This window comes from Chryseomicrobium excrementi, assembly GCF_002798305.1.
In the GTDB taxonomy this organism is placed as follows: domain Bacteria; phylum Bacillota; class Bacilli; order Bacillales_A; family Planococcaceae; genus Chryseomicrobium; species Chryseomicrobium excrementi.
This window is the reverse complement of the sequence record NZ_PCGR01000003.1, coordinates 20,350-45,334: the sequence shown is the minus strand read 5'-3', so window position 1 is coordinate 45,334 and position 24,985 is coordinate 20,350. Positions and strand designations below refer to the sequence as shown.

Sequence of the window (24,985 nt, the reverse complement as noted above, 5' to 3'; positions counted from 1 at the left end):
AAATTCGTGCTCAACGGTCATTCTAAATTATTTTAATTTCTTGTAGTCATTGCTCTGTATATGGTACAAAACATGCTTCAAAAGCGGACTGTCTTTATCAACTCTCGGATGATCAAACTCTTTCACAAACTGCAGCCCTATCTTTTTCATCACTTGTTTTGAAGGCTCATTGATAGCTGCAGTGAAACTGAAGATCTCGTCAAAGCCTAATTCCTCAAATCCATACTGCAGACAAGCTTTTGCTCCCTCAGTTGCGTAGCCTCTTCCCCACGCTTCTTTTTTCAGTCTCCAGCCGATTTCGATACACGGAGTAAAGTCAGATTCGAAAGTAGCTCTGTGAAATCCGATAAATCCAATGAACTCATTTGCTTCTTTTACTTCCACGGCATATAGACCAAATCCGAATTCTTTGATCTCTGCAATGATTGCCTGCGCAAAAGCATCAGATTCTTCTTTTGATAAAGTTTTAGGGAAATACCTCATTACTTCTTCATCTGCATTCATTCGGCTGAAAGGCTCAAAGTCAGCTTCTTTCCAATCATGCAATCGCAATCTTGGCGTCTCGATATAGATCATGTTACACCTCCGATTCGTTATTTGTAGATCCAATAAAAATATCCTGCTTACAATCTTTTATAAAATAAAGGATAACCAGTCTCTTCTGCAGAAGTCCTAGTCATCTACCACAAACCATAATCTTTAGTAAAAGCAGTAGGAGTGATGTGCTGATGAAAAAATTCGTTTTGCCTCTTCTTATCTTGTTCATGAGTTGCTTGTATATCTTTAGTATCCCAGAAGATCCTACCATTCTTAAAGTTATATTTAAGCTCATTCCTATGATTTTAATCCTTGTTTATGCATATCTACAGTGCCGGTCCAAACCTAATTCTACTCAGTGGATTTTGCTGAGCGGATTGTTTATTTGCATGCTGGCAGATGGCTTCATCGCTTATTCTTTTATCCTTGGACTAGCAACATTTTTAGTGGGACATCTCTTTTATGTAGTGGGATTCAGTAGAGCGTGGAAGTTTTCTAAAGTTCGTTTCACAGTGATTCTTTTGATACTCATATACTCTCTCTTTATGGGTAGAATCCTAATAACTGCTCTGATTGAAGACGGAAACAATGCTCTTGTCATCCCGGTCATTGCTTATGTGATTGTCATCTCACTTATGGCTTGGATGGCCATTATGACAGGAAACAAGTGGGCCATCACAGGTAGTTTGCTATTTGTACTATCTGATTCTATTTTGTCCTGGAATATGTTTGTATCGGATGTACCCCAATCGACTTACTTGATCATGTCGACCTATTACTCGGCCCAGTTTTTCATTGCGCATAGTCTTGGCAGCTTAGTAACCCGCGCAAGTATAGAAGAGGCTACTTAAAAACCGCACCTTCACCTGGTGCGGTTCTCCATAGAATACCCTCAATACCCATCTACGAAATTAGCGATTGTCTCGAATTCGTCCTCGGTCAGTTCTCTTTTTACATGGTTTTGATATTCTTTCGTTATTTTCAGCTTGTCTCCCTTGCAACGATTCGTATACTTCGCAATTGCTCGAAGCATCGCTACTTCTTTCTCGAATTCCTCTTTTGAAATAGGCTCTTGGTGCGAAGGGATATAGGTTTCTGCATCAAACGTTTCTAGTACATCTAACAAACGTAACGTTTCATCAACTGTATAGTGGACTTTTTCTGCGTACATTTTCGGATAAATGCAGTCGCCAAGGAAGAGAATCTTCTCCTCTTTGATATAGACGACAACGGAATCTGCAGCATGATCGCCTCCTACATGTTGGACGATACAAGTCACGCCACCGAGATGGATTTCTGCATTGCTTTCGATGGTAATGTCCGGCAGAGTGACCTTGATGTCTCGGTGAGTCTTGTATTCTTCCTTAATAGCTTTGGCGCAAAACTCAATCTCTATGCCCTCTCTCACTCGCTCATCGATGGCTTCATCGGACCAAGAATAAGGAAGCAACTTTTCCATTTCTGTCGCAGTCTGCTTCGAAGCCATAGAAACGGTATCTGATAAAGCAGAAAGGCCGAGTATATGATCCCAGTGCCAATGTGTTAGGACCACAATATCTGGATTCGGAACGCCCATCTTGTTGAGCTCCTCGATAAAATAAGTGACATGCTCTTCCGAGTTCCCTGCATCAATCAGCAATGTCTTCTTAGTCCCCGTCACCATTCCTAGAATCGGACGGTCGGTTAAAGAGACAGCCGTGCTGTACCAAAAGCGTTCGCCTAGTTTATGTATAGATTGAATAAGAATCGCCTCGTTTCTTTTGTAATTGAACTTACCAATCATGCATTAATGCTGCATTTGACATCTTGTATCGAACACATATACCCCTTATTATAGACTAGCACCATAAATAAGGAGGTTTCTCATGCAATACAAGACCCATTTCGCTGGTGGGGCGCTCATCACGCTCGCGGTTCTTCAACACACCGAGTATGTGTCGCCAGAGCAAGTGGTGCCATTCGCCGTCGCTACCCTGATCGGCTCGGTTGCGCCAGACATCGACCACAAGAACAGTTTCATCAGCAACCGTTTGAAACCTTTTGGCTTTTTAGTGAGACGTACGACCACGCACCGCGGAGCAACTCATTCCCCACTTATCGTTGGTTTGTTCAGCCTGCTTCTCTATTCCGGGCTGGAACTGACCGAATTCAGTTCTTACGCCTACCCGATAGCATTTGGCTTCTTCATAGGTGCAATCAGCCACGTGCTGCTCGACATGTTGAACCCTCAAGGCGTGCCGCTTCTATATCCGATTCCGAAGGCCAAGCGATTCCGCATCGCACATATTCGGACAGGCGGACTGATCGAGAAAGTAACCTTTGTAGTTCTTCTCCTTCTCACAGTCCAGCTTTTGCTGAAAACTGTATGACCTAGACATCCTCAGATATTTGAGGGTGTTTTTTTATATGGTTCACGATGAAGGCTATTGTAATAAAAAGATGGATTCCCCATCTTCCTCATCAGCCTTTATAAACCCCAGTTTCTCTAGCAACTGAACCGACGCATGATTTTCCGGCGTTACTCCGGCCATAATCTTATAGTCGCCTTGCTGCTGTATCCATGAAATCATTGCCTGGGTGATTTCATAAGCGTATCCTTGCCTTTTAAAAGATGGACTGATGGTATAGCCGATCCAGAAAATCGCATCTTCCTTTTTTATGAAGACGTCTCCAAGGAGAACTTGATCGGCTTTTCTGAGGACCGCAAATTGTACCCCTCTTTCCACAGTGGTTTCCTTCAATAGAATCTCTTTGTACTCTTCCAGCGATAATCCTTTAAACGATTGGTATTTCATCCATTCCGCATTGTTGCGATATTCGATGAACGCGTCCAAATCGCTTTCGGTAAAACGTCTTGTATAGCATCTTTCTGATTCAAAGATTGCGTTGATAGTAGAATCCATTTAGGTTACCTATATCCTTCTCTATTACTGATTGAATCCTTCTTAGTCTTCTAACAGTTTCACCATTTCTGTGTAGCCCATTTCTTTGGCATAATCCAGTGCGGTCTTCCCCCGGTTGTCGCGGAGCTCTTTATTCGCATTATAGTTTAGCAATTCTTGCACAATCTCCTGGTACAACTCTGAACCGTCTGTTAACGCGACGGCTTCAATCAATGCTGTATAGCCAAAGTTATTTTGGTGATCGATATCTGCTTTCCCATCTTCTAAAAGGATCTTCACATTCTCTAAATGGCCTTTTTCCGCTGCCGGAATCAAAGCATTGCCGCCATAGCGATTCACGACCGTATGATTTGGTTCAGCATTTTCAATCATATACTTCAAAATCTCTGTTTTACCTTGTGCTCCCGCATACAAATAAGGACTATCCTGAATAGAGTCTTGTTGATTGATATCAGCTCCGGCGTCAATTAAGAGTTTAGCCACCTCAACATAGTTTTTATGGGTCGCAATCAGTAAAGGAGTTTGTCCTTTGTCATTCGTTTCGTTCAATTGATAGGACGAATCTTGTAAGATGTCCTGCACTTTTTCTATATCATTACTTTCAACGGCTTGAATAAGAGATCTTTGTTGCGACTTCATATGCTCTTCCTCCCCCTGATTCATACATCCGGTAAGCATCAAAACCATACATGCCAGCATGCTCATAAAGTAGTTCATATAAAATCTTCCTTTCACTAGAAGACTTTTATTTAGAAAAGATGTAGAACTCTAAATCATTTAATACAACTATTTATGATAAGGCTCCCCCTTAATAATCCGGAAGCTCCGATACACCTGCTCCAATAATACAAGCTTCATCAACTGGTGAGGCAATGTCATCTTCCCAAACGAGAGTTGTTCGTTCGAACGCTTCAAGACGTCGTCGTGAAGACCAAGGGATCCGCCGATGACGAAAACGATTTTGCTCGTGCCGTAGGTCATTAAGGAATTGAGGTGCGCAGCCAGTTCTTCTGAGCTGCGCGTTTTGCCGTTAATGGCGAGGGCGATGACGTGTGCGTCTGGATGAATCTTGGCTAAGATGCGCTCGCCTTCTTTGCGTTTGACGATTTCCATGTCGGCGTCGCTCAAGTTTTCGGGTGCTTTTTCGTCTGGCACTTCAATCTGTTCGATTTTGGCGTAAGCGCCGAGTCGTTTGGCGTATTCTTCGATGCCCATTTTGAGGTATTTTTCTTTTAACTTTCCAACCGTCATGATTGTGATATTCACAGGTTATCCACCTTTACAGTTCATTTACAAACACGTTATTCACAGAGTTTATCCACATATCCACATGCATTATCTACATATTGTGTCTTAGTTTTTTTCACCTACGATATATATAGCTGGCTGTTCACAATGCTCACAGCGTGTGGATAAGTTTTCACCTGTTTCGATTTTTTCGAGGATCGGAAATTCTCCTGTCGACGCCGTCACCTCGTCAAGTACTTGATTTACATGGGTTTCGCATGCGTATTTCTCCATTATTCTTCCTCCTCTGACAATTTTGATTATGCACAAAGTTATTCACAATTCGCACTAGTTTATCCACACCCTATTGTAACAAATAAAAAAGAAGCAGGAAAGACGCCATTCCGTCTCCCTGCTACCTGTGTAAATCTTTTGTGAAGCGAATTTAGTTATCCACATCTTACAATGAGTTGTTGTCGGTTAATTCAAGTGTAAATTCTACGATTTCACCCTGACGGTAGACTTTCACGTTCATGGAGTCTCCCACTTCTTTTTCTGTGTAAAGATGCTGACGAAGCTCGAGCATGTTTTCAATCTTCTCGCCATCCAGCTCGACAATGACATCGTACTGTTGCATTCCTGCTGCTGCAGCTGGAGAATTGTCGATGACGTCATCTACTACAACACCTGTTGTGATATCTTCAGGCAGTTTCAATGTTTCTTGTTGGTGGAACGATGGCACTTGCTCGACATCGATCAGTGTCACACCCATTGAAGGGCGCTGTACTTCTCCATTTTGCTCCAAGTCTTCGATGATTGGAATCGCAGAGTTGATCGGGATCGCAAGACCGATTCCTTCGACTGTTGTTTGCGAAATTTTCATCGAGTTGATTCCGATCAGTTGGCCAGCGACGTTGATTAGTGCACCACCACTGTTCCCAGGGTTAATGGCTGCATCTGTCTGCAGCACTTCTGTCTGCCAGTCTTGCTGCCCGTCTTCGTTTAGGTCGACTGGAATGACACGTTCTTTACCAGATAGAATTCCAGTTGTTACGGAACCAAAGAAATCAAGACCAAGTGGATTCCCGATAGCAATAACCGGTTCCCCTTGTTTCAGGGCATCCGAGTCTCCGAATTCAATGACAGTCTCAACATCCGCAGAGTCCATTTCAAGTACGGCTAAGTCTGTCCACACGTCACTACCAACGAGTTCCGCGTTTACTTTTTTACCACCTTGCAGCGTTACTTCAATAGAAGTCGCTCCGTCCACAACGTGGTGGTTCGTCACGACAAATGCTCGGTCTCCATCGACTTTGTAGATGACACCAGATCCTGTTCCGGCTTCTTGTTCGCCTTGTTGGCTGCTCCAGAAGTCATTCACTTCTTGCAAGTTGGTGATCCCAACGACAGCGGCCGAGGTCTTTTCAACTGCGGCGGTCACATCTGAAGTGACATCTGTGCTGACTTGTTCGGTGGATGTGATGTTCCCAGAGCTGCTGCGGGTCCCGCTGTCAGGAAGAGCGCTTTGCAGGCTTGGCATCATGAACCAAAGTAGCAAGGCTCCGACTAGTACTCCCGAAAGTCCTGCTAAAAAGTAGCCGGCGATGCCTCGTTTTTTCTTCGGTTCTTCTGATCGTTTTGGTGGCTGTGGTTCTTCTGCATAGGGATTATATGGTTTGTAATCGTCCATGAATTTCCTCTCCTTTTTGTACTGTTATACGTATACTGTACCCAATGAAGATGAAAATTTGATGAAAATCGGATAAAAGTTTGCTAAAAGATGTATTTAGGAAGAATTGTGTAAAAAGGATTCAAGGTGATTTCGAGTCTAAAACTGGCTAAGGGCACAAACGAAGAACTTAGGGGCACAATAGAGCTTGCTCGAGGAACAAAGGGAGCAGCAGAGGGAACAAAGAACGTCTCCAAGGGCACAAACCCCAGAATCTCTCCAAAACAAAACCAGCCTCCCAAAAAGAGGCTGGCAAATTAGACTTCGACGAGTGGCGTCGGGATGTCCGCATCGGTCTCGTGCAAGTGCACGAATTCTCCGGTGATGATTCCGCACGAGCGGAGGGTCTGATCCACGCTCATATGCGCCAAGTCTTTCATATTGTTGTCTTTACTTAAATGCGACAGGTAGATCTGCGTCGGCTTGATGTCGACGACTTCGCTCATAGCGACGGCTGCATCTTCATTGGATACGTGCCCGACGTCTGAGAGAATGCGGCGTTTGACGGACCACGGATAGCGCCCCATCTGCAGCATGCCCACGTCATGGTTGCTTTCAAATACGAAGGCATCCGAACCGCGGATGTGACCTTTCATTCGGTCACTCACGTAGCCCGTGTCGGTGATCAGTGCAAGCTTTCTACCATTCTCATGAAAGACATAGAACATCGGCTCGGCTGCATCGTGAGACACTTGGAACGACTGGATATCGATTCCGCCAAATGACTTCACCGTCTCCATATCGAACTGGAAGCGCTGGTCGGTCGGGATGACTCCTAGATGATGATCCATTGCCTGCCACGTCTTAGCATTCGCATAAATCGGCACTTTGTATTTACGGGCCATAACTCCAAGCCCTTTTATATGATCGCTGTGTTCATGCGTCACGAGGATGCCGCTTAGCTTGCGTGCATCACGGTCGATCTGCTGAAACAGCTGCTCCATTTTTTTACCGCTTAACCCGGCATCGACTAAAAAGGAGTGCTCGTCGTTTTCAACGTAAATGGCATTGCCGCTACTGCCGCTCGCCAATACACTAAATCTCATGATGGTCTACTCCTCTGTTTCTTCTGACTCTACTGCGTCAATCGGGATGTCGAGGATTCGACTATCGATTGCGTTGACGAAGTACTCTTCCATTGTACCATCTGCGAGCTCAACCTTCACGGACCAGGTCGGTGAAAACACTTGGGTCTCACCCAGCTGTGCGAGTGTCGAGTAGCCGAGATTCACTTCGGTCACTGTTGACTGTGGCAGCAACAACGCTCGGTTGTAGAGCACTTCGATGGCACTCATGTAGCTTATTAAACTACGTTCTTCGTTGTAATCTTCGAGGTCATCGAGATATGTCTGCGTAAAACTTGTCACTTCATTGTTCTCGTTCCAGGTGACGACGATGTTGGCGCGAGAGTTGTGATACACACTGCGCTCGTTTACTTGTTGGAACAAAAGCGCTGTACGGTCTTCGGCATTCGTCGACCAGATTTTGTACTCATTGCCTCGGTAGGCGTGCTCTTGAATGATTTCTTCGAGTGACGTGTCTTCTGTGACAGAAACCGGTTCAAGTAGGACGGCTTCCAAAACACCTTCTGTCTCAGAACGTGCTGCTACATTTTCAAGCGATTCCAGTTCTTCATCTGTAAACATGTGAACGGTCCCAGAAACATAGGCGACCTCTTTCGGCATATTGGTCATGCGAGGGAATTCGATAGACTCTGTTCCCAAGCGGTCTTCAATGGTGGTTGAACCATTAAGCGTACTTTCCAGGCCAATCGACTCGTTGTAACGGTCCAAATAGAGCGACATCAAGAAGACATTCAGGATAGAGAACACAATGATGAAGATGGTCTTCGTCCTACTCCAATCCAATTGCGCCACCTCCTGTTGCTTCCGGTACGATTCGGATCCATGTCTCGCCTACTTGATAGAACCAATAAGGCTCTAGGATTAAGATGGGCTGCGCAGGATCTCGTTTCACATAGTAACCCGGCTTGATATCCGTCACAAGGTTCATATCGACCGTCTTTTGAGTTTCCAAGTAATCATAGATGAACTGTCCAGACGGAAGCTGTTTGCGCGTGGTCCGGAACGGTGATGATTGGTTCAGTGTGTAATACGGTCGGATGTAGCGGTAGACCTGATCGATTCCCCAGTACTGAGTCATATCCGTCGCCATCGTATCGCTGTAGACCGGTAACCCTTTTAAATGCATCTGGAAGGAGATCTGCTGACCGACTTCGTTGATACGAGTCAATCGGTAGTCATCCGTCCAGCCTTCATGCTCGTTGACGAACTCGATGCTGTTGGCAAGAAGCGTCGCGGAATCTCCAGGAAGCTCGGTCTCCGAAGCCGGATGTACATAGCTGATACGGCGAGGTCCATATTCGATATTCATTAGAGCACTGTCATCTGTATACTGCTGTGATGAAGTACCGACCGGATTGCTTCGAACAAGGTTCGGATTTGTGAACAGTGCATTTTTGAATTTCTCTGGTGACACTTCTTCCATTCCAAACGTGTACTCTTCAAGCGGCACTTGCACTGAAGAAACGTAGAGTGACTGAATGCCTTCTCGCTTGATCTCATTGAAGATCGGCAAGCGACGGTCCATGTCTTCGACGCGGCTCAAAAATTCCATAACATCGACTTCTAAGACATCTGAGCGGAAAATACGCTGCGAGACGGAGTTCAAGAAGTTAATATGCATATCGATGTCGCCCTCATCGTTCTCCCAGTGGACGATCATATGGTTAAACGAAAAGTCGGGCACTGCCTGGTCGTTGAACGACAGCACCTGACGGAAACTTTGAATCGGTATTTCTGTAGGGTAGTAAAACACCAACTGGTTCTCTTCACGAATGAGGCCGTTGACTTCTTCGATAGTCGGCTCATTGTCGACAAGACGTGGCATATCGAGAGTCCAAGTTCGCATAAGGCTTGTGAGATTCTCCATCTCTGTGGATTGCAAAGAACCTTTGATTCCAGCTGCGCCGCTGTTACTGACGAGCATGCGGTATGGCTTGATGATATCACTCGTGCGTTTCTTCTCGGCGATGGCGATATCGACGACCGGAGTATCTCCGACCGTCGCGTAAGGCGGTGTATAAGTCCAAATGGAGAACGTGAGCAAAACGCTGAGCGCAATCAGAATAACCAGAACGGCACTTTTCAAATGTTCAAGGTATCTCATTCCCACTCACTCTCCTCTTCTGGTTCGACATGAAGAGTGAAGAAAATGGTCGTTCCGTAGCCTTCTTCACTCTCCGCCCAAATTCTGCCGCCATGAGCTTCAATCATTTCCCGGGCAATAGCGAGACCAAGTCCGGTTCCTCCCATAGAGCGGGCACGCGCGCGGTCCACTCGGTAGAAACGTTCGAAAATCTTGTCGACGTTCTCTTTTGGAATCCCCATTCCGTCATCAGAGATCATGACTTGCATCATTTCATCTTTGACAGTAAATCCAAAACGCACGGTTCCTCCATCTGGCGAGTACTTCAGCGCATTCGAGATGATGTTATCGATAACTTGCGTCAGCTTGTCCGGGTCGATTGCCACAAAGTACTCTTTTTCAGGAAGCATCCGTGAAAACGACACGTTTTGAGACTTCGACATCTCGAAGCGGTCGATGATGCGGTGGAAGAACTGGTTAAAGTTCACCACTTCAATCGTCAAGTCGTAGTCGCGGCTGTCCATTTTCGAAAGCTGCAGCAGGTCATTGACGAGGCGAATCATACGAGCCGTCTCTGTCTGGGTGACTTGCAGGAAGTTTGGAGCAATCGTCTCGTCTTTCCAAGCGCCTTCTGCGAGAGCTTCTAGGTAGCTGCTCATCGTTGTTAACGGTGTACGAAGTTCATGCGACACGTTCGCTACGAATTCGCGACGTTCCATATCGATCTTTTCTTGTTCCGTGACATCGTGAAGGACGGCAATCAGTCCGTTGACGAAGCCCGTCTCTTTTTGAATTACGGAGAAGTTCGCGCGCAAGATGTATGGCATATCCTGAGTACTATAATCGAGCGACATCGGTTCTTGCTGGTGGATCAAATCTTCAAACGTAGCATCATCATCAATCGTCAACACCGAAGTAATCGGACGATTTAGGACACTATCTCGGTTAACGTTTAATAATTCAAGCGCCGGGTCATTGATCAAGATGACGCGGCCTTTGCGATCTGTTGCGATAACGCCGTCTGTCATATTGGCAAGAACGGAAGCAAGCTTTCGCCGTTCTGCATCTGTCGTCGACTGGGCTTCTTGCAAGCGATTCGTCAAATGGTTGAAGGCGATGGCGAGCTGACCGATTTCATCGTCTCCATATACTTTAACTTTCCGAGAGAAGTTTCCTCTCGCCATCGCTTGCGCCTGCTTACGCATGTCCGAAATCGGATGCGTGATCGTCTGGGCAATAAAAATCCCGAGGATGACAGTGATAGCTAGAGACACTGCAGTCCCTCCAGCCAAGATCTGATTGATTTCATCGACTTGGCTAAAGACGCGTTCAATATCGGACTCTACATACAACGCTCCGATGACATTCCCTTGGGAAGTGATCGGCGTTGCGAGGATCCAGATGCGTTCGCGAGTCTGTTCATCAAGAGAGATCATGCTCTCAGCGTTTTCCGAACTGATGGCACGACGCACCAAATCATCGACGGACCGCTGCCCAACGATTGCTTGGTTGTCAGAGTCCGAGGTTCCAAGAATCTGATAGCGGTCGTCGATGACGCGAATTTCATTAATATCCGTTGAATTTAAGCCAGCCAAAATAGAACGCAGACTTTGTTCCTTTGTCGCGTCCACTTCTGTCCGTTCGCGAATCAGTTCTTCCCGCACACTAAATTCCATGAGTCCGACACGCTCGGTGACGGACTCTTGAAAGTTGGTGCGAAACGACTCTTCGAGCTCTCTTACAAAGTACAGCCCAATGATCTGCATCGCGATCATGATTAATAGTATATAGATCAACACGATTTTGACGTGGATCGATTTGAAAAAGCCAACTCTTTGCATTGCTCCTACTCCTGTTCAGGACTGCGCAGGTAATACCCGACTCCACGGCGTGTGACGATCCAGTTTGGATGACTTGGATTGTCTTCAATCTTTTCACGTAGACGACGAATCGTAACGTCGACGGTACGCACATCCCCGAAGTAATCATAACCCCATACCGTTTGCAGCAAATGTTCCCGTGTCATTACTTGACCTGTATGTTTCGCCAAGTAGTGCAGCAATTCGAACTCACGATGTGTCAACTCGATCGCCTCATCGCGCTTCATCACCATATAAGCGTCTGGCTGAATCGTTAAAGGTCCGATGTTAATATCGTTTGAGCTCGGCTCGACGTCTTCTGCAGGAACGACTTGCGAGCGACGCATGTTGGCTTTAACACGCGCAATCAATTCACGTGTCGAGAATGGCTTCGTGACGTAATCGTCTGCTCCTAATTCAAGACCGAGTACTTTATCGATTTCAGAGTCTTTCGCTGTCAGCATGATGATCGGGAATTCGTATTTCTTCCGGACCTCACGGCAGACTTCCATTCCGTCACGCCCTGGAAGCATGATATCTAAAAGCATCAGATCTGGTTGGAACGCTTCGACTTTCTCAAGCGCCTCGTCCCCATCGTAGGCACACTCGACCTGGTAGCCTTCTTTTTTTAAGTTGAACTGCAGAATGTCTGCAATTGGTTTTTCGTCATCGACGACTAAGATTTTCTTACTCATAGGTTTCTCCTCCATGTTCCGTTCCGATTTCCCCTGCTTTTTCTAGTAATCTATTACCCTTAACAATACCATGACCGCGCTATTTTCGCATTTTATTTCCCATAGCTGTCGAAATGACGCGTGTTATTTCCCTCATTTCGTCGAAACTTATCGGATTATTTCCCGGGAAATACTTCTTAGATGTGGAGAACGCCGATCTAGAAATCTTGTAAAAATCAGGCGTAGCTATAGTGGCGCTTTTTGCCTCTATAGATGCGAATGATTTTTGCGGGGATTTCTGGCGTTCGCAACTCGATTCCATTTAGATGTGGAACAGGCTCGCCCAGAAGCTCCTCGGGACTGAGCGGTCGTTCTTCGACTGAAATGATGATTTATTCTACCGAAACGAAGATTTATTCTACTCAAAGCGAAAATTATTCTACAACGAACACAATTTATTCTTCAGAAGCGTTTATGGCAACCTTCTGCGACCCAAGCCCTTGCTAGAAAGCCCTTAGCCAATCTCTAAACACTCATTCTCCCCTACAACAAAAGCCGCCCATGTCGGGCGGCTTTCAACTACTAGTTAATCAAGTACAGACATTGGATTGATGTGTGCACCATTTTTAATTACTTCAAAGTGAAGGTGAACACCTGTCGAGTTTCCTGTGTTCCCCATGACACCGATTTGTGTGCCTTGTGGAACAGTTTGTCCGACAGCTACATTAATCGAAGAAAGGTGACCGTAAACTGTGCGGTAGCCATTGTTGTGATCGATGATGACACGTTGGCCGAGACCACCGTCCCAACCAGCTGCTACGACGACACCGTTATCCGATGCCAAGATGCCGAAACCGCTCGGACGGGCAATATCAATACCTTGGTGCATGCGTCCCCAGCGGTGACCCATGTGGCTCGAGATATAACCACCTTGAGCAGGCCATGCGAATGAGCCATTTCCACGAGAAGGCATTACCTTCGTTCCTTTTAATGTCACTTTGTGTTGCACTTGCTTCGTGATTTCTTCTTCCACTAATTCTTTAGACGTTAACACGCCGTTTTGTTTCGTAAGAGTATAAGTCGCTACACGTTCTCCGTTAGCGCCTTCTGTCTTCACTTTTGTGTCCCCTTTGTACATCGTGTCAGTTTCTTCGACGATTTTATCAAATGGGATTTCTTCTTTGGCTCTCTTTTCATACTGCGCTTCAAAGTTAAGGGCAGGTTTTAAAACCGTAACATTCAATTCTTGACCAATTTTAAGGGGGCTGTCTTCTTTCAACCCTTTATTTAAATCAAGCAATTGCTTGGTAGAAAGATCATGTGCACTTGCGATTTTAGAAATGACGTCGCCTTCTTTCACTGTGTAGGTCTCTTCTTTCTCCACACCTGTGAGTAAGCGTTTGACCGCTTGGTCGACTGTCACAACTTCTTCTGGTTTCACAGACATCGTTGTACCAGTTACGTCTTGTTTTACAGTTAAATCGACAATTCGGGTTTCACCCGGCTTTAATTCGGGTAGTTTATCTGTAGCACTCTTTCTAGCTTCCAAAAAGTTGAGCTCTTTTTCCGAAACGTAGTTCAACTTCACTTTTCGAAGCACTTCATTGTAAGCTTCTAGATCTTTAACGTAGGCTGCCACCTCGTTATCGATTGAAATAGCGAATGCGTTTGCGTTCACTTCAATGAGGTCCTCTACTTGTTTTAAAGTAGCGGCGTCATCTGTAGCAGGTGTGAACACTTTCTCTTCAACCACCGAGAAATTGTTACCAGCTGTTAAAGAGAGACCTTCGAACTGTGATTTGGAAGCTTCAACTTTGTCTTTCATAAGTTGATCGACTTCTTCTTTATTTGAGACGGCACCAATGTATTGATCGTCTGTATATATATGATAAATTGTTGCCAATTCACTATCCGCTGTTTCATCAGCGAAGGCAAAATTAAATGACAAGCCAGAAAGCAATACGACCGAGATGGCTGCTTTCTTTATCACATTGGTCTTCTTCTGCGAAAGCCCGTCTGTCGATGAAACAGCCGTTTCTTCCTTCGATTTATTCCAAAACATGATAAAGCTCCTTCCGTTTGTAAACACATTATGGCATTTTTCATGCCCTTCTAATTTACCATATTCATTTGTGTAAAGTGAACGAATAGACCTGTTTGTAATCAAAACGTGAAATTTATTCCAATTACTTCTATTAAATAGGATTATTTGGTTTCACACTATGAGTTTCAACCTATTTTATATTTCAATTGTTTCAGTAATTCTCTAAATTGCGCGAAATTATACATAATTCAACACAAAAAACACACCCTGTTCTACTTGAGAACAAGGTGTGTTTTCATTTCTTCCTATTTATCGCCATACACTAGATACGATATTCGTTTGCGTTCTGTCAGGACCTACAGAGAAGATCGAGATTTGAACACCCGTCAATTGTGCAATTCGCTCTAAATAGTGACGTGCATTGTCCGGTAATTCATCCAATGATTTACAGCCTGTAACGTCTTCTGACCAACCTGGCATTTCTTCATAGACTGGCTCACAATCTGCCAGCATACGAAGATTCGCTGGATATTCAGTGATCAGTTCCCCTTTGTAGCGGTACGCAGTACAGATTTTCACCGTCTCTAAACCAGTCAATACGTCAATGGAGTTCACAGTTAAATCCGTTAACCCGCTTACGCGACGTGCGTGACGAACTACGACCGAATCGAACCAACCGATACGACGTGGACGGCCTGTTGTTGTTCCGTACTCTTTTCCAACTTCGCGAATCTGATTGCCGACTTCATCAAACAGTTCTGTTGGGAATGGACCGTCTCCAACGCGAGACGTATAGGCTTTACATACACCTACTACGTGAGAGATCTTTGTTGGACCAACACCAGCTCCGATTGTTACGCCCCCAGCGACTGGGTTCGATGATGTAACGAATGGGTACGTTCCTTGGTCGATGTCGAGCATGACGCCTTGTGCTCCTTCGAACAATACGCGACGACCTTCATCAAGTGCATCATTCAACACTTTAGATGTATCCGTTACGTATTTCTCGATTTCTTGACCGTATGCGAAGTACTCTTCTAAGATCTCTTCTAGCTTGAAGCCTTCTGTCTCATAGAACTTTTCAAACATGCGGTTCTTCTCTTGCAAGTTGTGATCGAGCTTTTCTTTGAACGTCTCATAGTCCAATAAGTCCGCCATACGGATTCCGACACGTGCCGCTTTGTCCATGTAAGCCGGTCCGATGCCTTTTCCTGTTGTCCCGATCTTGTTGGCACCACGACGCGCCTCTTCCACTTCGTCTTGTTTCAAGTGGTACGGTAAAATGACGTGCGCACGGTTCGAGATACGCAAGTTGTCTGTGCTCACTCCGCGCTCGTGAAGACCTTTAAGTTCTTTGACTAGAGCTTTCGGGTCTACAACCATTCCATTCCCGATTACTGAAATTTTATCTTTATAGAAAATACCTGATGGAATCAAGTGCAGCTTGTATGTCTCACCACCAAAGATGATGGTATGGCCTGCATTGTTCCCTCCTTGGTAACGTGCAATAACTTCTGAATGCTCCGAAAGAAAGTCGGTGATCTTTCCTTTTCCTTCGTCTCCCCATTGGGTTCCTACAACTACGACTGATGGCATGATCAGCACCTCCGCTAGACACTGTGTGTCCTATTTCAAACAGTATTAGTGTATCAGCGTATGGCGTCCACGTCAACCGAAAATCAGATAAAAAACGAACATCTTAATATTTCGAATATCTAATGTTCGTGTTTAGACACTTATTCTTTATTGAATTCTCATATTTATGCAGGATTTGGTACTATTCTTCTCCCACTGTGAGTGTGACCCGTCTCGCTTCCTGGTCTTCATCTAACATAATAATATCTGCTACATTGTCTTCTTTCCATTCAATGTCTGCTGATGGAGTCTCATACTCTTCGACTGGAAGGTAGATCATGCTCATAGTCTCTACTTCCTCGTTAATCGTTCCGTAATACACCTTAAATGGCTCACCACCGCCAGGTTCCCTCACTTCAATTACCCATTTGCCATCTGGCGAGGTGCTAATGACGCTGGAGAGATAGCCTTCTTCGATGCCTTCCCGAGGTGAGATAGTAAAAAATGCAAAGATTCCAATGATACCTAAAATGATCACGACGACGACGGTAATAAGACAACCTGCCAACCCTTTCATTGCATTCACTCCTTCTTGTTTCTTGTTATACGGCTGATACGCATAAAAGTTACAAAAAAAGCCTCCGTCTAGGAGGCGGGCGGAGCCGAATGCTGGCTCCAGTCAATATTGACGAACTTGTTGAACTCTTTTACGAACGCGAGCGTCACCGTACCTGTTGGGCCATTCCGCTGCTTCGCAATGATGATCTCAATCATATTCTGATTCTCTGTCTCTTTGTCATAGTAGTCTTCCCGGTATAGGAACGACACAATATCGGCATCCTGCTCAATCGATCCCGATTCACGTAAATCGGACATCATCGGGCGCTTGTCTTGCCGTTGCTCTACTCCACGAGAGAGCTGAGACAAGGCAATGACCGGTACTTGCAGTTCACGAGCGAGGGCTTTCAAAGAACGGGAGATTTCCGATACTTCTTGCTGACGGTTCTCTCCTTTTCCTCCAGACCCCTGAATAAGCTGCAAGTAATCGATCAAGATCATTCCAAGACCGTATTCCTGCTTCAGACGACGACACTTCGCACGAATCTCGGTCACCCGAATACCCGGCGTATCATCAATGAAAATCCCTGCGTTTGACAGGCTTCCCATCGCCATCGTCAGCTTCTTCCAGTCCTCATTCGTTAAAGCACCGGTACGAAGCACTTGCGCGTCGATATTGCCTTCCGCACACAGCATACGCATTACCAGCTGCTCCGCACCCATCTCTAGACTGAAGATGGCCACGTTCTCGTCGGTCTTCGTGGCAACATTTTGTGCAACGTTCAGTGCGAAGGCGGTCTTACCTACAGAAGGTCGGGCAGCTACGATGATCAAATCATTGCGCTGGAAGCCAGCTGTGATACGGTCGAGGTCCCGGAACCCTGTTGGAACCCCAGTGATATCTCCTTTACGCGAGTGCAGCTGCTCGATATTGTCATACGTTTCGACTAAGACATCTTTAATATTTTTAAAGTCTCCCGCATTCTTTCGGCTGGAGACGTCCATCATTTTCTTCTCTGCTTCAGACAGCACGGCTGCTACTTCATCTTCACGTGTGAAGCCGTCTTCTACGATGCTCGTCGCTACACGAATCAAACGACGCAGGAGCGCCTTCTCTTCCACGATACGCGCATAGTAGACGATATTGGCTGCAGTTGGAACGGCGTTGGCAAGCTCACTTAAATACGCGATGCCTCCGACGTCTTCTAATTCCTTCTTCGCAGACAGCTCTTCCGTGACCGTGACGACGTCAATCGCCTTTCCTTGGTCACTGAGACGGATCATCGTGTGGAAGATCCGCTGATGGGCCGTACGGTAGAAATCCTCAGGAACGAGGACTTCGGCCGCTGTGATCAGCGCTTGGGGCTCTAAAAAGATGGCGCCGATCACCGATTGTTCAGCTTCGTGATTATGAGGGGGTACTCTGTCCATGAACGGCTCGCTCATCTTATTCGCTCCTTACTCTTCCGTTACGTGTACTTTAAGTGTTGCCGTCACGTCGTGGTGCAATTTCACGGGTACGTTTGTGTAGCCTAGTGTGCGGATAGCATCGTCAAGCTCCATCTTGCGTTTGTCGATTTTCATGCCGTGTACTTTTTCAAGTGCAGTCGCGACTTGTTTCGTTGTGACAGAACCGAATAGACGGCCGTCAGCTCCTGATTTTGCTTTCAACTCTACAGTCACAGCTTCTAATTTCTCTTTCAATGCTTTCGCATCTGCAAGCTCTTGAGCGGCTTGTTTTTCTGTCAGCTTTTTTTGACCTTCTACTGCAGAAAGCGCAGAAGCCGTTGCTTCTACAGCATACCCGTTCTTGATCAAGAAATTATGTGCATAGCCATCTGCTACGTTTTTGATTTCGCCTTTTTTTCCTTTACCTTTAACATCTTTTAAAAATACGACTTTCATTGGTCGGTTCCTCCTTGCGTTGCTTGGTCAATACTTTGTTTCACTTGCTCGATAGCATCCGCTACGGATACGTTCTCAAGCAGTGTGGCCGCGTTGGTCAAGTGACCGCCGCCTCCTAAGGCCTCCATCACCAGCTGGACGTTGACGTCTCCAAGAGAACGAGCACTGATGCCCACTTTGGATTCATCACGGCGTCCAATGACGAAGGAAGCGCGTACGTTGTTCATCGTGAGTAAAATATCGGCTGTCTGTGCCAGTAAGATCTGGTTGTAGACAGCGTCTTCAGGAGCATGCGCGATGGCAATGCCTTCTTGGTAGAACTCTACAGACTGGATGATTTTCGCGCGTTCTACGTACGTATCCAGGTCTTCTTTCAATAAGCTCTGAACGAGGACGGTATCAGCCCCGTTTGTACGAAGATACGAAGCCGCATCAAACGTCCGGGCTCCGGTGCGAAGAGTAAAGCTCTTCGTGTCTACTGTGATGCCGGCAAGCATCGACGTCGCTTCGAGCATCGTGAGCTTGTCGTGTTTCGGTTGGTATTCAATCAGTTCGGTCACGAGCTCCGCTGTAGACGATGCATACGGCTCGAGATAGACGAGTAATGTGTTATCAATAAACTCTTCTCCGCGGCGGTGATGGTCGATGACAACGACCTTCTCTGCACGCTGTAGCAGACGGTCATCAATCACAAGACTCGGCTTGTGGGTATCCACGACGACAAGTAACGTTTTGTCCGTCATACGGTTCAACGCTTCTTCCGGTGTGATGAAACGCGAGTACAACGACTCGTTCTGTTTGATTTCATGCATCAAACGCAACACGCTCTTATCGAGCTCTTGGAAGTCAACGACGACGAAGCCGTCCACTTTGTTCATCTCCGCCATCTTACGGACTCCGACTGCGGCACCTATGGAATCCATATCCGGTAAGCGGTGACCCATGACAAGCACTTGGTCGCTGTCTTGGATCAAGTCACGCAGTGCGTGCGAGATAACGCGAGCACGGACACGCGTCCGTTTCTCTACAGGATTGGTTTTCCCTCCGTAGAACTTCACTTTGCCATCAGCTTGCTTGATAGCGACCTGGTCCCCTCCTCGTCCTAAAACGAGGTCTAGACTGGACTGAGCTAATTCTCCAAGCTCCACAAGCGACGTAGACGACGTCCCGACTCCGGCACTGAGCGTAACGCCGTGACCGAATGTTGCCGTGACATCACGGATTTCATCCAAAATGCTGAACTTCGTCTTTTCAAGCGTCAGTAAGATGGATTCATTCAGTACCGCAATAAAACGGTCGGATGCCACACGTTTTACAAAGATTCCATACTCGGCACCCCAGTGGTTGACGGTTGAAGTGATCAAGCTGTTCAGCTGCCCACGCACCTGGTCGTCCATCCCTTGTGTGATTTCATCGTAGTTATCGATGAACAGAATTCCAATAACGGTACGATCTCCATAATAGAGCGTCTCGATTTCTACTTGTTCGGTAACATCGAAGAAGTACAACAGCTTCTCTTCCGGTTTGTAAAACACCTTGTAACTGCTGTCTCCCATCTCGATAGTCATGTCATTGATTTCATCTGAATTTAATACCTGTGGAATCTGGTCAGACAGTTCGTGAACGTCCATACCAATCAGACTTTCTTGTGGCATTTGTTTGGTCATGTACGGGTTGGCCCATTCAATGATCTGTTGGTCATTCAATAAGACAATCCCAATCGGCATCTCGAGGAGTGCTTCTTCCCCGACTTTCTTCAGCCGGTACGACATCGTTTCTATATGTTTTTCAGTCTCTTGATAGACGCGGTTTTCCGTAGCCCATGCATAGCCTGTGATGACAGCTACGAGGAGTCCGAAAAGCACGCCGATCCAAATCGATTGCGACACGAGAATAATCGTCGCGACAACGCCTAGGACCGCAAACAAAATGATACTATAGCGCATCGGTCGTTTTCGGAAAAAGGTGGCCATGCTATCAACTCCTTACTTTTTTGGACTGGCGGCTATAAATGCTCGCAAACGGAACCCTAGGTCAATAACACCGAGAATGACGACGAGTGAATAGAACGGCAGCGCCACGATCGTCGTAGCAATCGCTCCCCACTTTGGCCATCCTTGATGGTGAAAATAAAAGTGAATCAAGGAAATCCCTTGTAAAAACAGCATAGCGCGGAAGACAAATACAGCATTGATGACAATCATGTCTCCGAACGAACCTGCTTCAAATGTACCCAGTATAGATAGAAGCGATACGATTAAATAATACCATATCACTACTCGGGGCAACTGAAAATGACGGAATGCTGTAAAGCGTGGCACCGGTACTTTCAACTTGCGTACAAGTGGCAGCGCGACCGCTACATAAGCCCATGCCAAGAGAAACATCGCGACAATAAAATAGCCCGGCAAGGCGAGCGAAAAGGCTTCTAAGCTCGTGTTGACGATTTCGTTAAAATTGTTCGGCAGCTGGTCGACGCTTTCCATGACGTCTCCTACTCGTGCATAGCTTTGACGGATTTCTTCCATCATCTGCTCAATCAAGTTAATGCCGTATAACCATTTGGCAAGCAAGACCTGCAGCAGCGAGGTGATCATTAACGTAATGGCTGTAGAGATTAAAATATAGACTTTGGACTGACGACGAGACAAGCCGTCTCCAATCATGAAGCCCACGGGTAATGTAACGAGGGCTACCAGTAACCCTAAGTAGCCTCCTAATAAAATAGATGCAAGTAGCGCTAAAATGGCTACAAAAATAGCATTGCTTCGTGAATACTTGGCGCGGAACCAGGCGATCGGAACGACTGCCAGTAAGAGGCCCACTAGCGAAAGTATAGGCAGATACACGGCAATGAGGAGCAGCAAGCTAGTGATAGCGAATGTGCTCAAACCATGAAGCCATAGTGATTTTTCTTGTTGCATAGGAACCTTCCTTCTTTCAAGATATCCCTATTATTTTATCATACTGAAGCAGGAAACGCTTTGAACACTCTAGGAACAATCTATCTTGGCGGCTGGATGCAAAAAAGACACACAGAAGAAATCTTCTGTGTGTCCCTAAATGTTTGATCTTATCTCTCTTCAGCTGTGAATGGTAATAAAGCCATGATACGAGATACTTTGATCGCACGTGTAAGTTTGCGTTGGTACTTCGCACTAGTTCCTGTCACACGACGTGGAAGAATTTTTCCACGCTCAGACACGAATTTTTTCAACAAATCTACATCTTTGTAGTCGATGTGAGTGATGTTGTTGCTAGTGAAGTAACAAACTTTACGGCGTCGTTTGCCTCCGCGACGTGGTGCCATATTGGTTGCCTCCTTTTTCGTTATCAAGTAAACCGCACGAGATGCGCATTTTAGAACGGTAGATCGTCGTCAGAAACTTCAATCGGCCCGCTGCTTGCAAATGGGTCATCGTCCATACGGGTATAATTTTGCTGATTCGATGGTTGGTTTGAACCATACTGATTGGAATTGTTGTTGTAGTTATTGGATTGCGGTGCGTTTCCGTAAGGAGCCGCTTGGCCGCGATCGCCACCACCAGATGCATTGCGCGGTTCTAAGAACTGCACGCTATCTGCAACAACCTCTGTCGTATAGACGCGCTTGCCGTCTTGTCCTTCATAGCTTCCTGTTTGAATACGGCCTTCTACACCTGCAAGGCTTCCTTTTTTCAGGAAGTTTGCCGTGTTTTCAGCTTGTTTGCGCCAAACAACACAGTTAATGAAATCTGCTTCACGTTCTCCTGATTGGCTAGAGAAAGTACGGTTCACTGCAAGAGTAAATCGTGCCACTGCAATGCCATTCGGTGTGTAACGCAGCTCCGGATCTTTCGTCAGTCTGCCTACTAATACAACTCGGTTAATCATGCTTACAAACCTCCCTCGTCAGCGATCGTTGAATTCTTATTTCTCGTCAACGCGAACAGCAATGTGACGGATAATGTCTTCATTGATGTTAGCAAGACGTGTATACTCATCGATTGCTTTAGAATCTGCATTTACTTTAACGATTTGGTAGAAACCTTCACGCAAGTCGTTGATTTCATAAGCTAAGCGGCGTTTGCCCCACTCTTTTGATTCGATGATCTCAGCGCCGTTAGAAGTAAGGATTTCGTTGAAACGCTCAACTAGAGCTTTCTTCGCCTCATCTTCGATTGCTGGCTGGATAATGTACATTAATTCGTACTGTCTCATCTATTCTGCACCTCCCTATGGTCTTTGGCCGGTTTTAAGGCCGGCAAGGAGTAAGTAATTGTATTACTCACATCAATGAATTGTATCATATTGGCAAGTGGAATGCAATGGATAATTGAAGGTTGTGGCAGCAGGTAGGAAGCTATGGAACAGAAGTGCTTTTTCCTGAGGAATCAGAGTGATTCAGGAGACCCCGCAGGAGTAAAGCGCAGCTTTGGGTACGACGAGGAGGCTCCTGGACGCTCCCTAGGAAAAAGTGCTTCTGTGGAATAACTTCTACCCTTCATCAAAAAAAGAGCCTCCAAGACATGATGTCTCAGAAACTCTTTGTAGGATTATACGTTAAAACGGAACAACATAACGTCGCCGTCTTGCACGACATACTCTTTACCCTCAGAACGAACTTTCCCTGCTTCTTTCGCTGCAGGCATCGATCCTGCTTCTACTAGATCGTCATAAGCAACCGTCTCTGCGCGGATAAAGCCACGCTCGAAGTCTGAATGGATAACGCCAGCACACTGCGGAGCCTTCATCCCTTTACGGAATGTCCATGCACGAACTTCTTGAACACCTGCAGTGAAGTAAGTAGCTAGACCAAGTAAGCTATAAGAAGCTTTGATCATTTGGTCAAGACCGGACTCTTCAATGCCTAGTTCTTCTAAGAACATCGCTTTCTCGTCGTCTTCAAGAGCTGCCATCTCTTCTTCAATCTTCGCACAGATCACAATAACTTCTGCACCTTCAGCCGCTGCAAACTCACGAACTTTTTCTACGTACTCATTTGAGCCGCCGTCCATAATATCGTCTTCAGAAACGTTAGCTACATAAAGCATCGGTTTAATTGTCAATAAGTGAAGACCTTTGATGACCTTCTTCTCGTCGTCTGAAAGATCCACGGAACGAGCCGACTGACCTGCTTCAAATGCTTCTTTCAACTTTTCAAGAACTGGTTGTTCCACCATGGCTTCTTTGTCTTTTTGCTTCGCCATCTTTCCAACACGTTGCAAGCGCTTGTCGACGCTCTCTAAGTCTGCCAAGATCAGCTCTAAGTTGATGACTTCGATATCTGCAATCGGATCGACTTTCCCTGAAACGTGAGTGACATTCTCATCCACGAAACAACGAACAACCTGACAGATGGCATCTACTTCACGGATATGAGAAAGGAATTTATTTCCAAGTCCTTCTCCTTTAGAAGCGCCTTCTACGATACCTGCGATATCTGTAAACTCAAATGCAGTCGGAACTGTCTTTTTTGGTTCCACCATCTCTGTTAATTTATCTAAACGAGCATCAGGTACTTCAACAATTCCTACGTTCGGATCAATCGTTGCGAACGGATAGTTTGCTGCTAGTGCCCCTGCTTTTGTAATTGCATTGAATAACGTCGATTTTCCTACGTTCGGTAAACCAACAATACCAGCTGTTAAAGCCATGGGTTCTCCTACCTTTCTTGTTTCAACCTATTAATTATAAAGGGCATTGCGGCCCCTGTCTATTGTTCCTCGTGATGGACGAGGACCTTCTTCATCTTCTTTTCAAATTCACGGCGGGGAATCATGACGCTATGTCCACAACCTTCGCACTTAATTCGGATGTCGGCACCTACACGGATAACCTTCCACGCATTTGTTCCACACGGATGCTGTTTCTTCATTTCGACCACATCATGTAAATGAAATTCTTTATTGGCCTGCACTCGTTTTGCCTCCTCCTGCTTTCTGTTCGAACACCACCATCTTCTGATATGGGATCTCGATATCGTGCTCATCTAAGAACGTTTTGATATCTCGGCGTAAGAGACGTCCTACTTTGAAGTGGTTCATTGGAAGTGTCTCCGCAGCAATTCGCATCACCACTTCGGATGGTCCCAGGTTTTGTACGCCTAATAAATCTGGGCGTCTCACAAGCTCTGGGTATCTTTCTTCAGATGTATCTAGGAATTCATTGATCAAACGTTCCACTTCATCCACGTTCGATTCATACGCTACCGAAATATCGACCATAATCAACGAGTTGAAAATGGAATAGTTGATGACTTCTGAAATATTTCCGTTTGGAATGATATGAAGTTCTCCTGTATAGGTCTTGATTTTCGTCGTCCGTAACCCGATTTCTTGTACAGTTCCGTTCGATTGATTGATCATCACAGTATCTCCTACCGCAAACTGATCTTCAAAAATAATGAAGAAGCCAGTGATGATGTCTTTTACTAAACTCTGTGCTCCAAAACCAATAGCGAGACCGGCAATCCCTGCCCCTGCAAGAAGACCGGCTACATTGATGTTGACTGTAGACAAAATAGCAAGGATACCCGCGAAGTAGACGAGATACGTCAAACCGTTTTGCAACAGCTTGATCAGTGTATTTTGTCTGCGTTCCGTATAACCAATCGGCGTCTTCGACCGAAGGATCATCACGCGTTCAATTGCAGACTTTCCAATCTTCACTACAATCGCCATGAGCACTAAAATCAATAAGATCTTTAAAAGTGCTGTTCCGATGGAAATCCATAACGCTTCATTCATAATAAATTCTATTGTACGTTCCCAAATTCTCTCGACACTCATAGAGAACCTCCTTTTTTGTGAATAAAATTAGTGAGT

General features: G+C 45.7%; 27 protein-coding genes. 2 read left to right on the top strand and 25 right to left on the bottom strand.

What is annotated here, in order from left to right; all coding sequences use genetic code 11:
- Positions 1 to 27 precede the first annotated feature (27 nt).
- Positions 28 to 576 (bottom strand): GNAT family N-acetyltransferase, encoded by a 549-nt coding sequence (locus CQS04_RS09230; protein WP_100353875.1) that lies wholly within the window; start codon positions 574 to 576, stop codon positions 28 to 30.
- A gap of 152 nt (positions 577 to 728) precedes the next feature.
- Between CQS04_RS09230 and CQS04_RS09225 the strand changes: the two genes are divergently transcribed.
- Complete coding sequence (locus tag CQS04_RS09225) at positions 729 to 1,388, top strand: lysoplasmalogenase (RefSeq protein WP_100353874.1); 660 nt, start codon at positions 729 to 731, stop codon at positions 1,386 to 1,388.
- 41 nt (positions 1,389 to 1,429) lie between these two features.
- Here the strand turns inward: CQS04_RS09225 and CQS04_RS09220 are convergent, their stop codons facing one another.
- Positions 1,430 to 2,278: an MBL fold metallo-hydrolase gene (locus CQS04_RS09220; protein ID WP_100354161.1), complete on the bottom strand. Its 849-nt coding sequence runs from the start codon at positions 2,276 to 2,278 to the stop codon at positions 1,430 to 1,432.
- 124 nt (positions 2,279 to 2,402) lie between these two features.
- On the opposite strand from CQS04_RS09220, the gene CQS04_RS09215 reads away from it, so the two are divergent.
- Complete coding sequence (locus CQS04_RS09215) at positions 2,403 to 2,906, top strand: metal-dependent hydrolase (protein ID WP_100353873.1); 504 nt, start codon at positions 2,403 to 2,405, stop codon at positions 2,904 to 2,906.
- A gap of 54 nt (positions 2,907 to 2,960) precedes the next feature.
- Here the strand turns inward: CQS04_RS09215 and CQS04_RS09210 are convergent, their stop codons facing one another.
- From CQS04_RS09210 to CQS04_RS09100, 23 genes are all read right to left on the bottom strand, one after another.
- The gene (locus CQS04_RS09210; protein WP_100353872.1) at positions 2,961 to 3,440 is read right to left on the bottom strand and encodes a GNAT family N-acetyltransferase; all 480 of its coding nucleotides are present in this window, start codon (positions 3,438 to 3,440) and stop codon (positions 2,961 to 2,963) included.
- 42 nt (positions 3,441 to 3,482) lie between these two features.
- The gene (locus CQS04_RS09205; protein WP_245858792.1) at positions 3,483 to 4,079 is read right to left on the bottom strand and encodes an ankyrin repeat domain-containing protein; all 597 of its coding nucleotides are present in this window, start codon (positions 4,077 to 4,079) and stop codon (positions 3,483 to 3,485) included.
- 147 nt (positions 4,080 to 4,226) lie between these two features.
- A complete protein-coding gene (gene rlmH / locus CQS04_RS09200) occupies positions 4,227 to 4,706 on the bottom strand; it encodes a 23S rRNA (pseudouridine(1915)-N(3))-methyltransferase RlmH (protein WP_100353870.1) in 480 nt (159 codons plus the stop codon).
- An 87-nt stretch (positions 4,707 to 4,793) separates the two neighbouring features.
- On the bottom strand, positions 4,794 to 4,961 hold the full coding sequence (locus CQS04_RS09195; protein WP_100353869.1) for a CxxH/CxxC protein: 168 nt from the start codon (positions 4,959 to 4,961) through the stop codon (positions 4,794 to 4,796).
- Positions 4,962 to 5,127: 166 nt separating this feature from the next.
- Positions 5,128 to 6,357, bottom strand: a complete 1,230-nt coding sequence (locus CQS04_RS09190; protein ID WP_100353868.1) for a S1C family serine protease — start codon at positions 6,355 to 6,357, stop codon at positions 5,128 to 5,130.
- Between the two features lie 296 nt (positions 6,358 to 6,653).
- On the bottom strand, positions 6,654 to 7,442 hold the full coding sequence (locus CQS04_RS09185; protein WP_100353867.1) for an MBL fold metallo-hydrolase: 789 nt from the start codon (positions 7,440 to 7,442) through the stop codon (positions 6,654 to 6,656).
- Between the two features lie 6 nt (positions 7,443 to 7,448).
- Positions 7,449 to 8,264 (bottom strand): two-component system regulatory protein YycI, encoded by an 816-nt coding sequence (locus tag CQS04_RS09180; RefSeq protein ID WP_100353866.1) that lies wholly within the window; start codon positions 8,262 to 8,264, stop codon positions 7,449 to 7,451.
- Complete coding sequence (locus CQS04_RS09175) at positions 8,251 to 9,585, bottom strand: YycH family regulatory protein (RefSeq protein ID WP_100353865.1); 1,335 nt, start codon at positions 9,583 to 9,585, stop codon at positions 8,251 to 8,253. The genes CQS04_RS09180 and CQS04_RS09175 overlap by 14 nt, the downstream gene beginning before the upstream one ends.
- Positions 9,582 to 11,405: a cell wall metabolism sensor histidine kinase WalK gene (gene walK / locus CQS04_RS09170; protein ID WP_100353864.1), complete on the bottom strand. Its 1,824-nt coding sequence runs from the start codon at positions 11,403 to 11,405 to the stop codon at positions 9,582 to 9,584. Before walK ends, CQS04_RS09175 begins: the two co-directional genes overlap by 4 nt.
- 5 nt (positions 11,406 to 11,410) lie before the next feature.
- The gene (gene yycF, locus CQS04_RS09165; protein WP_094941836.1) at positions 11,411 to 12,118 is read right to left on the bottom strand and encodes a response regulator YycF; all 708 of its coding nucleotides are present in this window, start codon (positions 12,116 to 12,118) and stop codon (positions 11,411 to 11,413) included.
- Positions 12,119 to 12,683: 565 nt separating this feature from the next.
- Positions 12,684 to 14,159 (bottom strand): peptidoglycan DD-metalloendopeptidase family protein, encoded by a 1,476-nt coding sequence (locus CQS04_RS09160; RefSeq protein WP_100353863.1) that lies wholly within the window; start codon positions 14,157 to 14,159, stop codon positions 12,684 to 12,686.
- Between the two features lie 291 nt (positions 14,160 to 14,450).
- Complete coding sequence (locus CQS04_RS09155) at positions 14,451 to 15,737, bottom strand: adenylosuccinate synthase (RefSeq protein ID WP_100353862.1); 1,287 nt, start codon at positions 15,735 to 15,737, stop codon at positions 14,451 to 14,453.
- A gap of 181 nt (positions 15,738 to 15,918) precedes the next feature.
- Positions 15,919 to 16,293, bottom strand: coding sequence for a hypothetical protein (locus tag CQS04_RS09150; protein ID WP_100353861.1), 375 nt, complete (start codon positions 16,291 to 16,293; stop codon positions 15,919 to 15,921).
- A gap of 68 nt (positions 16,294 to 16,361) precedes the next feature.
- Positions 16,362 to 17,720, bottom strand: coding sequence for a replicative DNA helicase (gene dnaB / locus CQS04_RS09145; RefSeq protein ID WP_094941841.1), 1,359 nt, complete (start codon positions 17,718 to 17,720; stop codon positions 16,362 to 16,364).
- A 12-nt stretch (positions 17,721 to 17,732) separates the two neighbouring features.
- Positions 17,733 to 18,179, bottom strand: a complete 447-nt coding sequence (rplI, locus tag CQS04_RS09140; protein WP_094941842.1) for a 50S ribosomal protein L9 — start codon at positions 18,177 to 18,179, stop codon at positions 17,733 to 17,735.
- The gene (locus CQS04_RS09135) at positions 18,176 to 20,152 is read right to left on the bottom strand and encodes a DHH family phosphoesterase (protein WP_100353860.1); all 1,977 of its coding nucleotides are present in this window, start codon (positions 20,150 to 20,152) and stop codon (positions 18,176 to 18,178) included. The genes rplI and CQS04_RS09135 overlap by 4 nt, the downstream gene beginning before the upstream one ends.
- 12 nt (positions 20,153 to 20,164) lie before the next feature.
- Positions 20,165 to 21,103 (bottom strand): YybS family protein, encoded by a 939-nt coding sequence (locus CQS04_RS09130; protein WP_100353859.1) that lies wholly within the window; start codon positions 21,101 to 21,103, stop codon positions 20,165 to 20,167.
- Between the two features lie 149 nt (positions 21,104 to 21,252).
- On the bottom strand, positions 21,253 to 21,489 hold the full coding sequence (rpsR, locus tag CQS04_RS09125) for a 30S ribosomal protein S18 (RefSeq protein ID WP_094941845.1): 237 nt from the start codon (positions 21,487 to 21,489) through the stop codon (positions 21,253 to 21,255).
- A 50-nt stretch (positions 21,490 to 21,539) separates the two neighbouring features.
- Positions 21,540 to 22,052: a single-stranded DNA-binding protein gene (gene ssb, locus CQS04_RS09120; protein WP_100353858.1), complete on the bottom strand. Its 513-nt coding sequence runs from the start codon at positions 22,050 to 22,052 to the stop codon at positions 21,540 to 21,542.
- A 36-nt stretch (positions 22,053 to 22,088) separates the two neighbouring features.
- Positions 22,089 to 22,379, bottom strand: coding sequence for a 30S ribosomal protein S6 (gene rpsF / locus CQS04_RS09115; RefSeq protein ID WP_094941847.1), 291 nt, complete (start codon positions 22,377 to 22,379; stop codon positions 22,089 to 22,091).
- Between the two features lie 335 nt (positions 22,380 to 22,714).
- Positions 22,715 to 23,815 carry a redox-regulated ATPase YchF gene (gene ychF / locus CQS04_RS09110; protein WP_100353857.1) on the bottom strand — a complete coding sequence of 367 codons (1,101 nt, stop codon included), beginning with the start codon at positions 23,813 to 23,815 and terminating at the stop codon, positions 22,715 to 22,717.
- 59 nt (positions 23,816 to 23,874) lie between these two features.
- Complete coding sequence (locus CQS04_RS13940; RefSeq protein ID WP_281257846.1) at positions 23,875 to 24,078, bottom strand: DUF951 domain-containing protein; 204 nt, start codon at positions 24,076 to 24,078, stop codon at positions 23,875 to 23,877.
- Positions 24,065 to 24,949 carry a mechanosensitive ion channel family protein gene (locus tag CQS04_RS09100; RefSeq protein WP_100353855.1) on the bottom strand — a complete coding sequence of 295 codons (885 nt, stop codon included), beginning with the start codon at positions 24,947 to 24,949 and terminating at the stop codon, positions 24,065 to 24,067. The genes CQS04_RS13940 and CQS04_RS09100 overlap by 14 nt, the downstream gene beginning before the upstream one ends.
- Positions 24,950 to 24,985 lie beyond the last annotated feature (36 nt).

Excerpts from the sequence above, each read along its gene's own strand:
- CQS04_RS09230 (WP_100353875.1), bottom strand. The coding sequence starts at position 576 with ATGATCTATATCGAGACGCCAAGATTGCGATTGCATGATTGGAAAGAA.
- CQS04_RS09225 (WP_100353874.1), top strand. The coding sequence starts at position 729 with ATGAAAAAATTCGTTTTGCCTCTTCTTATCTTGTTCATGAGTTGCTTG.
- CQS04_RS09215 (WP_100353873.1), top strand. The coding sequence starts at position 2,403 with ATGCAATACAAGACCCATTTCGCTGGTGGGGCGCTCATCACGCTCGCG.
- CQS04_RS09210 (WP_100353872.1), bottom strand. The coding sequence starts at position 3,440 with ATGGATTCTACTATCAACGCAATCTTTGAATCAGAAAGATGCTATACA.
- CQS04_RS09205 (WP_245858792.1), bottom strand. The coding sequence starts at position 4,079 with ATGAAGTCGCAACAAAGATCTCTTATTCAAGCCGTTGAAAGTAATGAT.
- CQS04_RS09195 (WP_100353869.1), bottom strand. The coding sequence starts at position 4,961 with ATGGAGAAATACGCATGCGAAACCCATGTAAATCAAGTACTTGACGAG.
- CQS04_RS09190 (WP_100353868.1), bottom strand. The coding sequence starts at position 6,357 with ATGGACGATTACAAACCATATAATCCCTATGCAGAAGAACCACAGCCA.
- CQS04_RS09185 (WP_100353867.1), bottom strand. The coding sequence starts at position 7,442 with ATGAGATTTAGTGTATTGGCGAGCGGCAGTAGCGGCAATGCCATTTAC.
- CQS04_RS09175 (WP_100353865.1), bottom strand. The coding sequence starts at position 9,585 with ATGAGATACCTTGAACATTTGAAAAGTGCCGTTCTGGTTATTCTGATT.
- walK (WP_100353864.1), bottom strand. The coding sequence starts at position 11,405 with ATGCAAAGAGTTGGCTTTTTCAAATCGATCCACGTCAAAATCGTGTTG.
- yycF (WP_094941836.1), bottom strand. The coding sequence starts at position 12,118 with ATGAGTAAGAAAATCTTAGTCGTCGATGACGAAAAACCAATTGCAGAC.
- CQS04_RS09160 (WP_100353863.1), bottom strand. The coding sequence starts at position 14,159 with ATGTTTTGGAATAAATCGAAGGAAGAAACGGCTGTTTCATCGACAGAC.
- CQS04_RS09155 (WP_100353862.1), bottom strand. The coding sequence starts at position 15,737 with ATGCCATCAGTCGTAGTTGTAGGAACCCAATGGGGAGACGAAGGAAAA.
- CQS04_RS09150 (WP_100353861.1), bottom strand. The coding sequence starts at position 16,293 with ATGAAAGGGTTGGCAGGTTGTCTTATTACCGTCGTCGTCGTGATCATT.
- dnaB (WP_094941841.1), bottom strand. The coding sequence starts at position 17,720 with ATGAGCGAGCCGTTCATGGACAGAGTACCCCCTCATAATCACGAAGCT.
- rplI (WP_094941842.1), bottom strand. The coding sequence starts at position 18,179 with ATGAAAGTCGTATTTTTAAAAGATGTTAAAGGTAAAGGAAAAAAAGGC.
- CQS04_RS09135 (WP_100353860.1), bottom strand. The coding sequence starts at position 20,152 with ATGGCCACCTTTTTCCGAAAACGACCGATGCGCTATAGTATCATTTTG.
- CQS04_RS09130 (WP_100353859.1), bottom strand. The coding sequence starts at position 21,103 with ATGCAACAAGAAAAATCACTATGGCTTCATGGTTTGAGCACATTCGCT.
- rpsR (WP_094941845.1), bottom strand. The coding sequence starts at position 21,489 with ATGGCACCACGTCGCGGAGGCAAACGACGCCGTAAAGTTTGTTACTTC.
- ssb (WP_100353858.1), bottom strand. The coding sequence starts at position 22,052 with ATGATTAACCGAGTTGTATTAGTAGGCAGACTGACGAAAGATCCGGAG.
- rpsF (WP_094941847.1), bottom strand. The coding sequence starts at position 22,379 with ATGAGACAGTACGAATTAATGTACATTATCCAGCCAGCAATCGAAGAT.
- ychF (WP_100353857.1), bottom strand. The coding sequence starts at position 23,815 with ATGGCTTTAACAGCTGGTATTGTTGGTTTACCGAACGTAGGAAAATCG.
- CQS04_RS09100 (WP_100353855.1), bottom strand. The coding sequence starts at position 24,949 with ATGAGTGTCGAGAGAATTTGGGAACGTACAATAGAATTTATTATGAAT.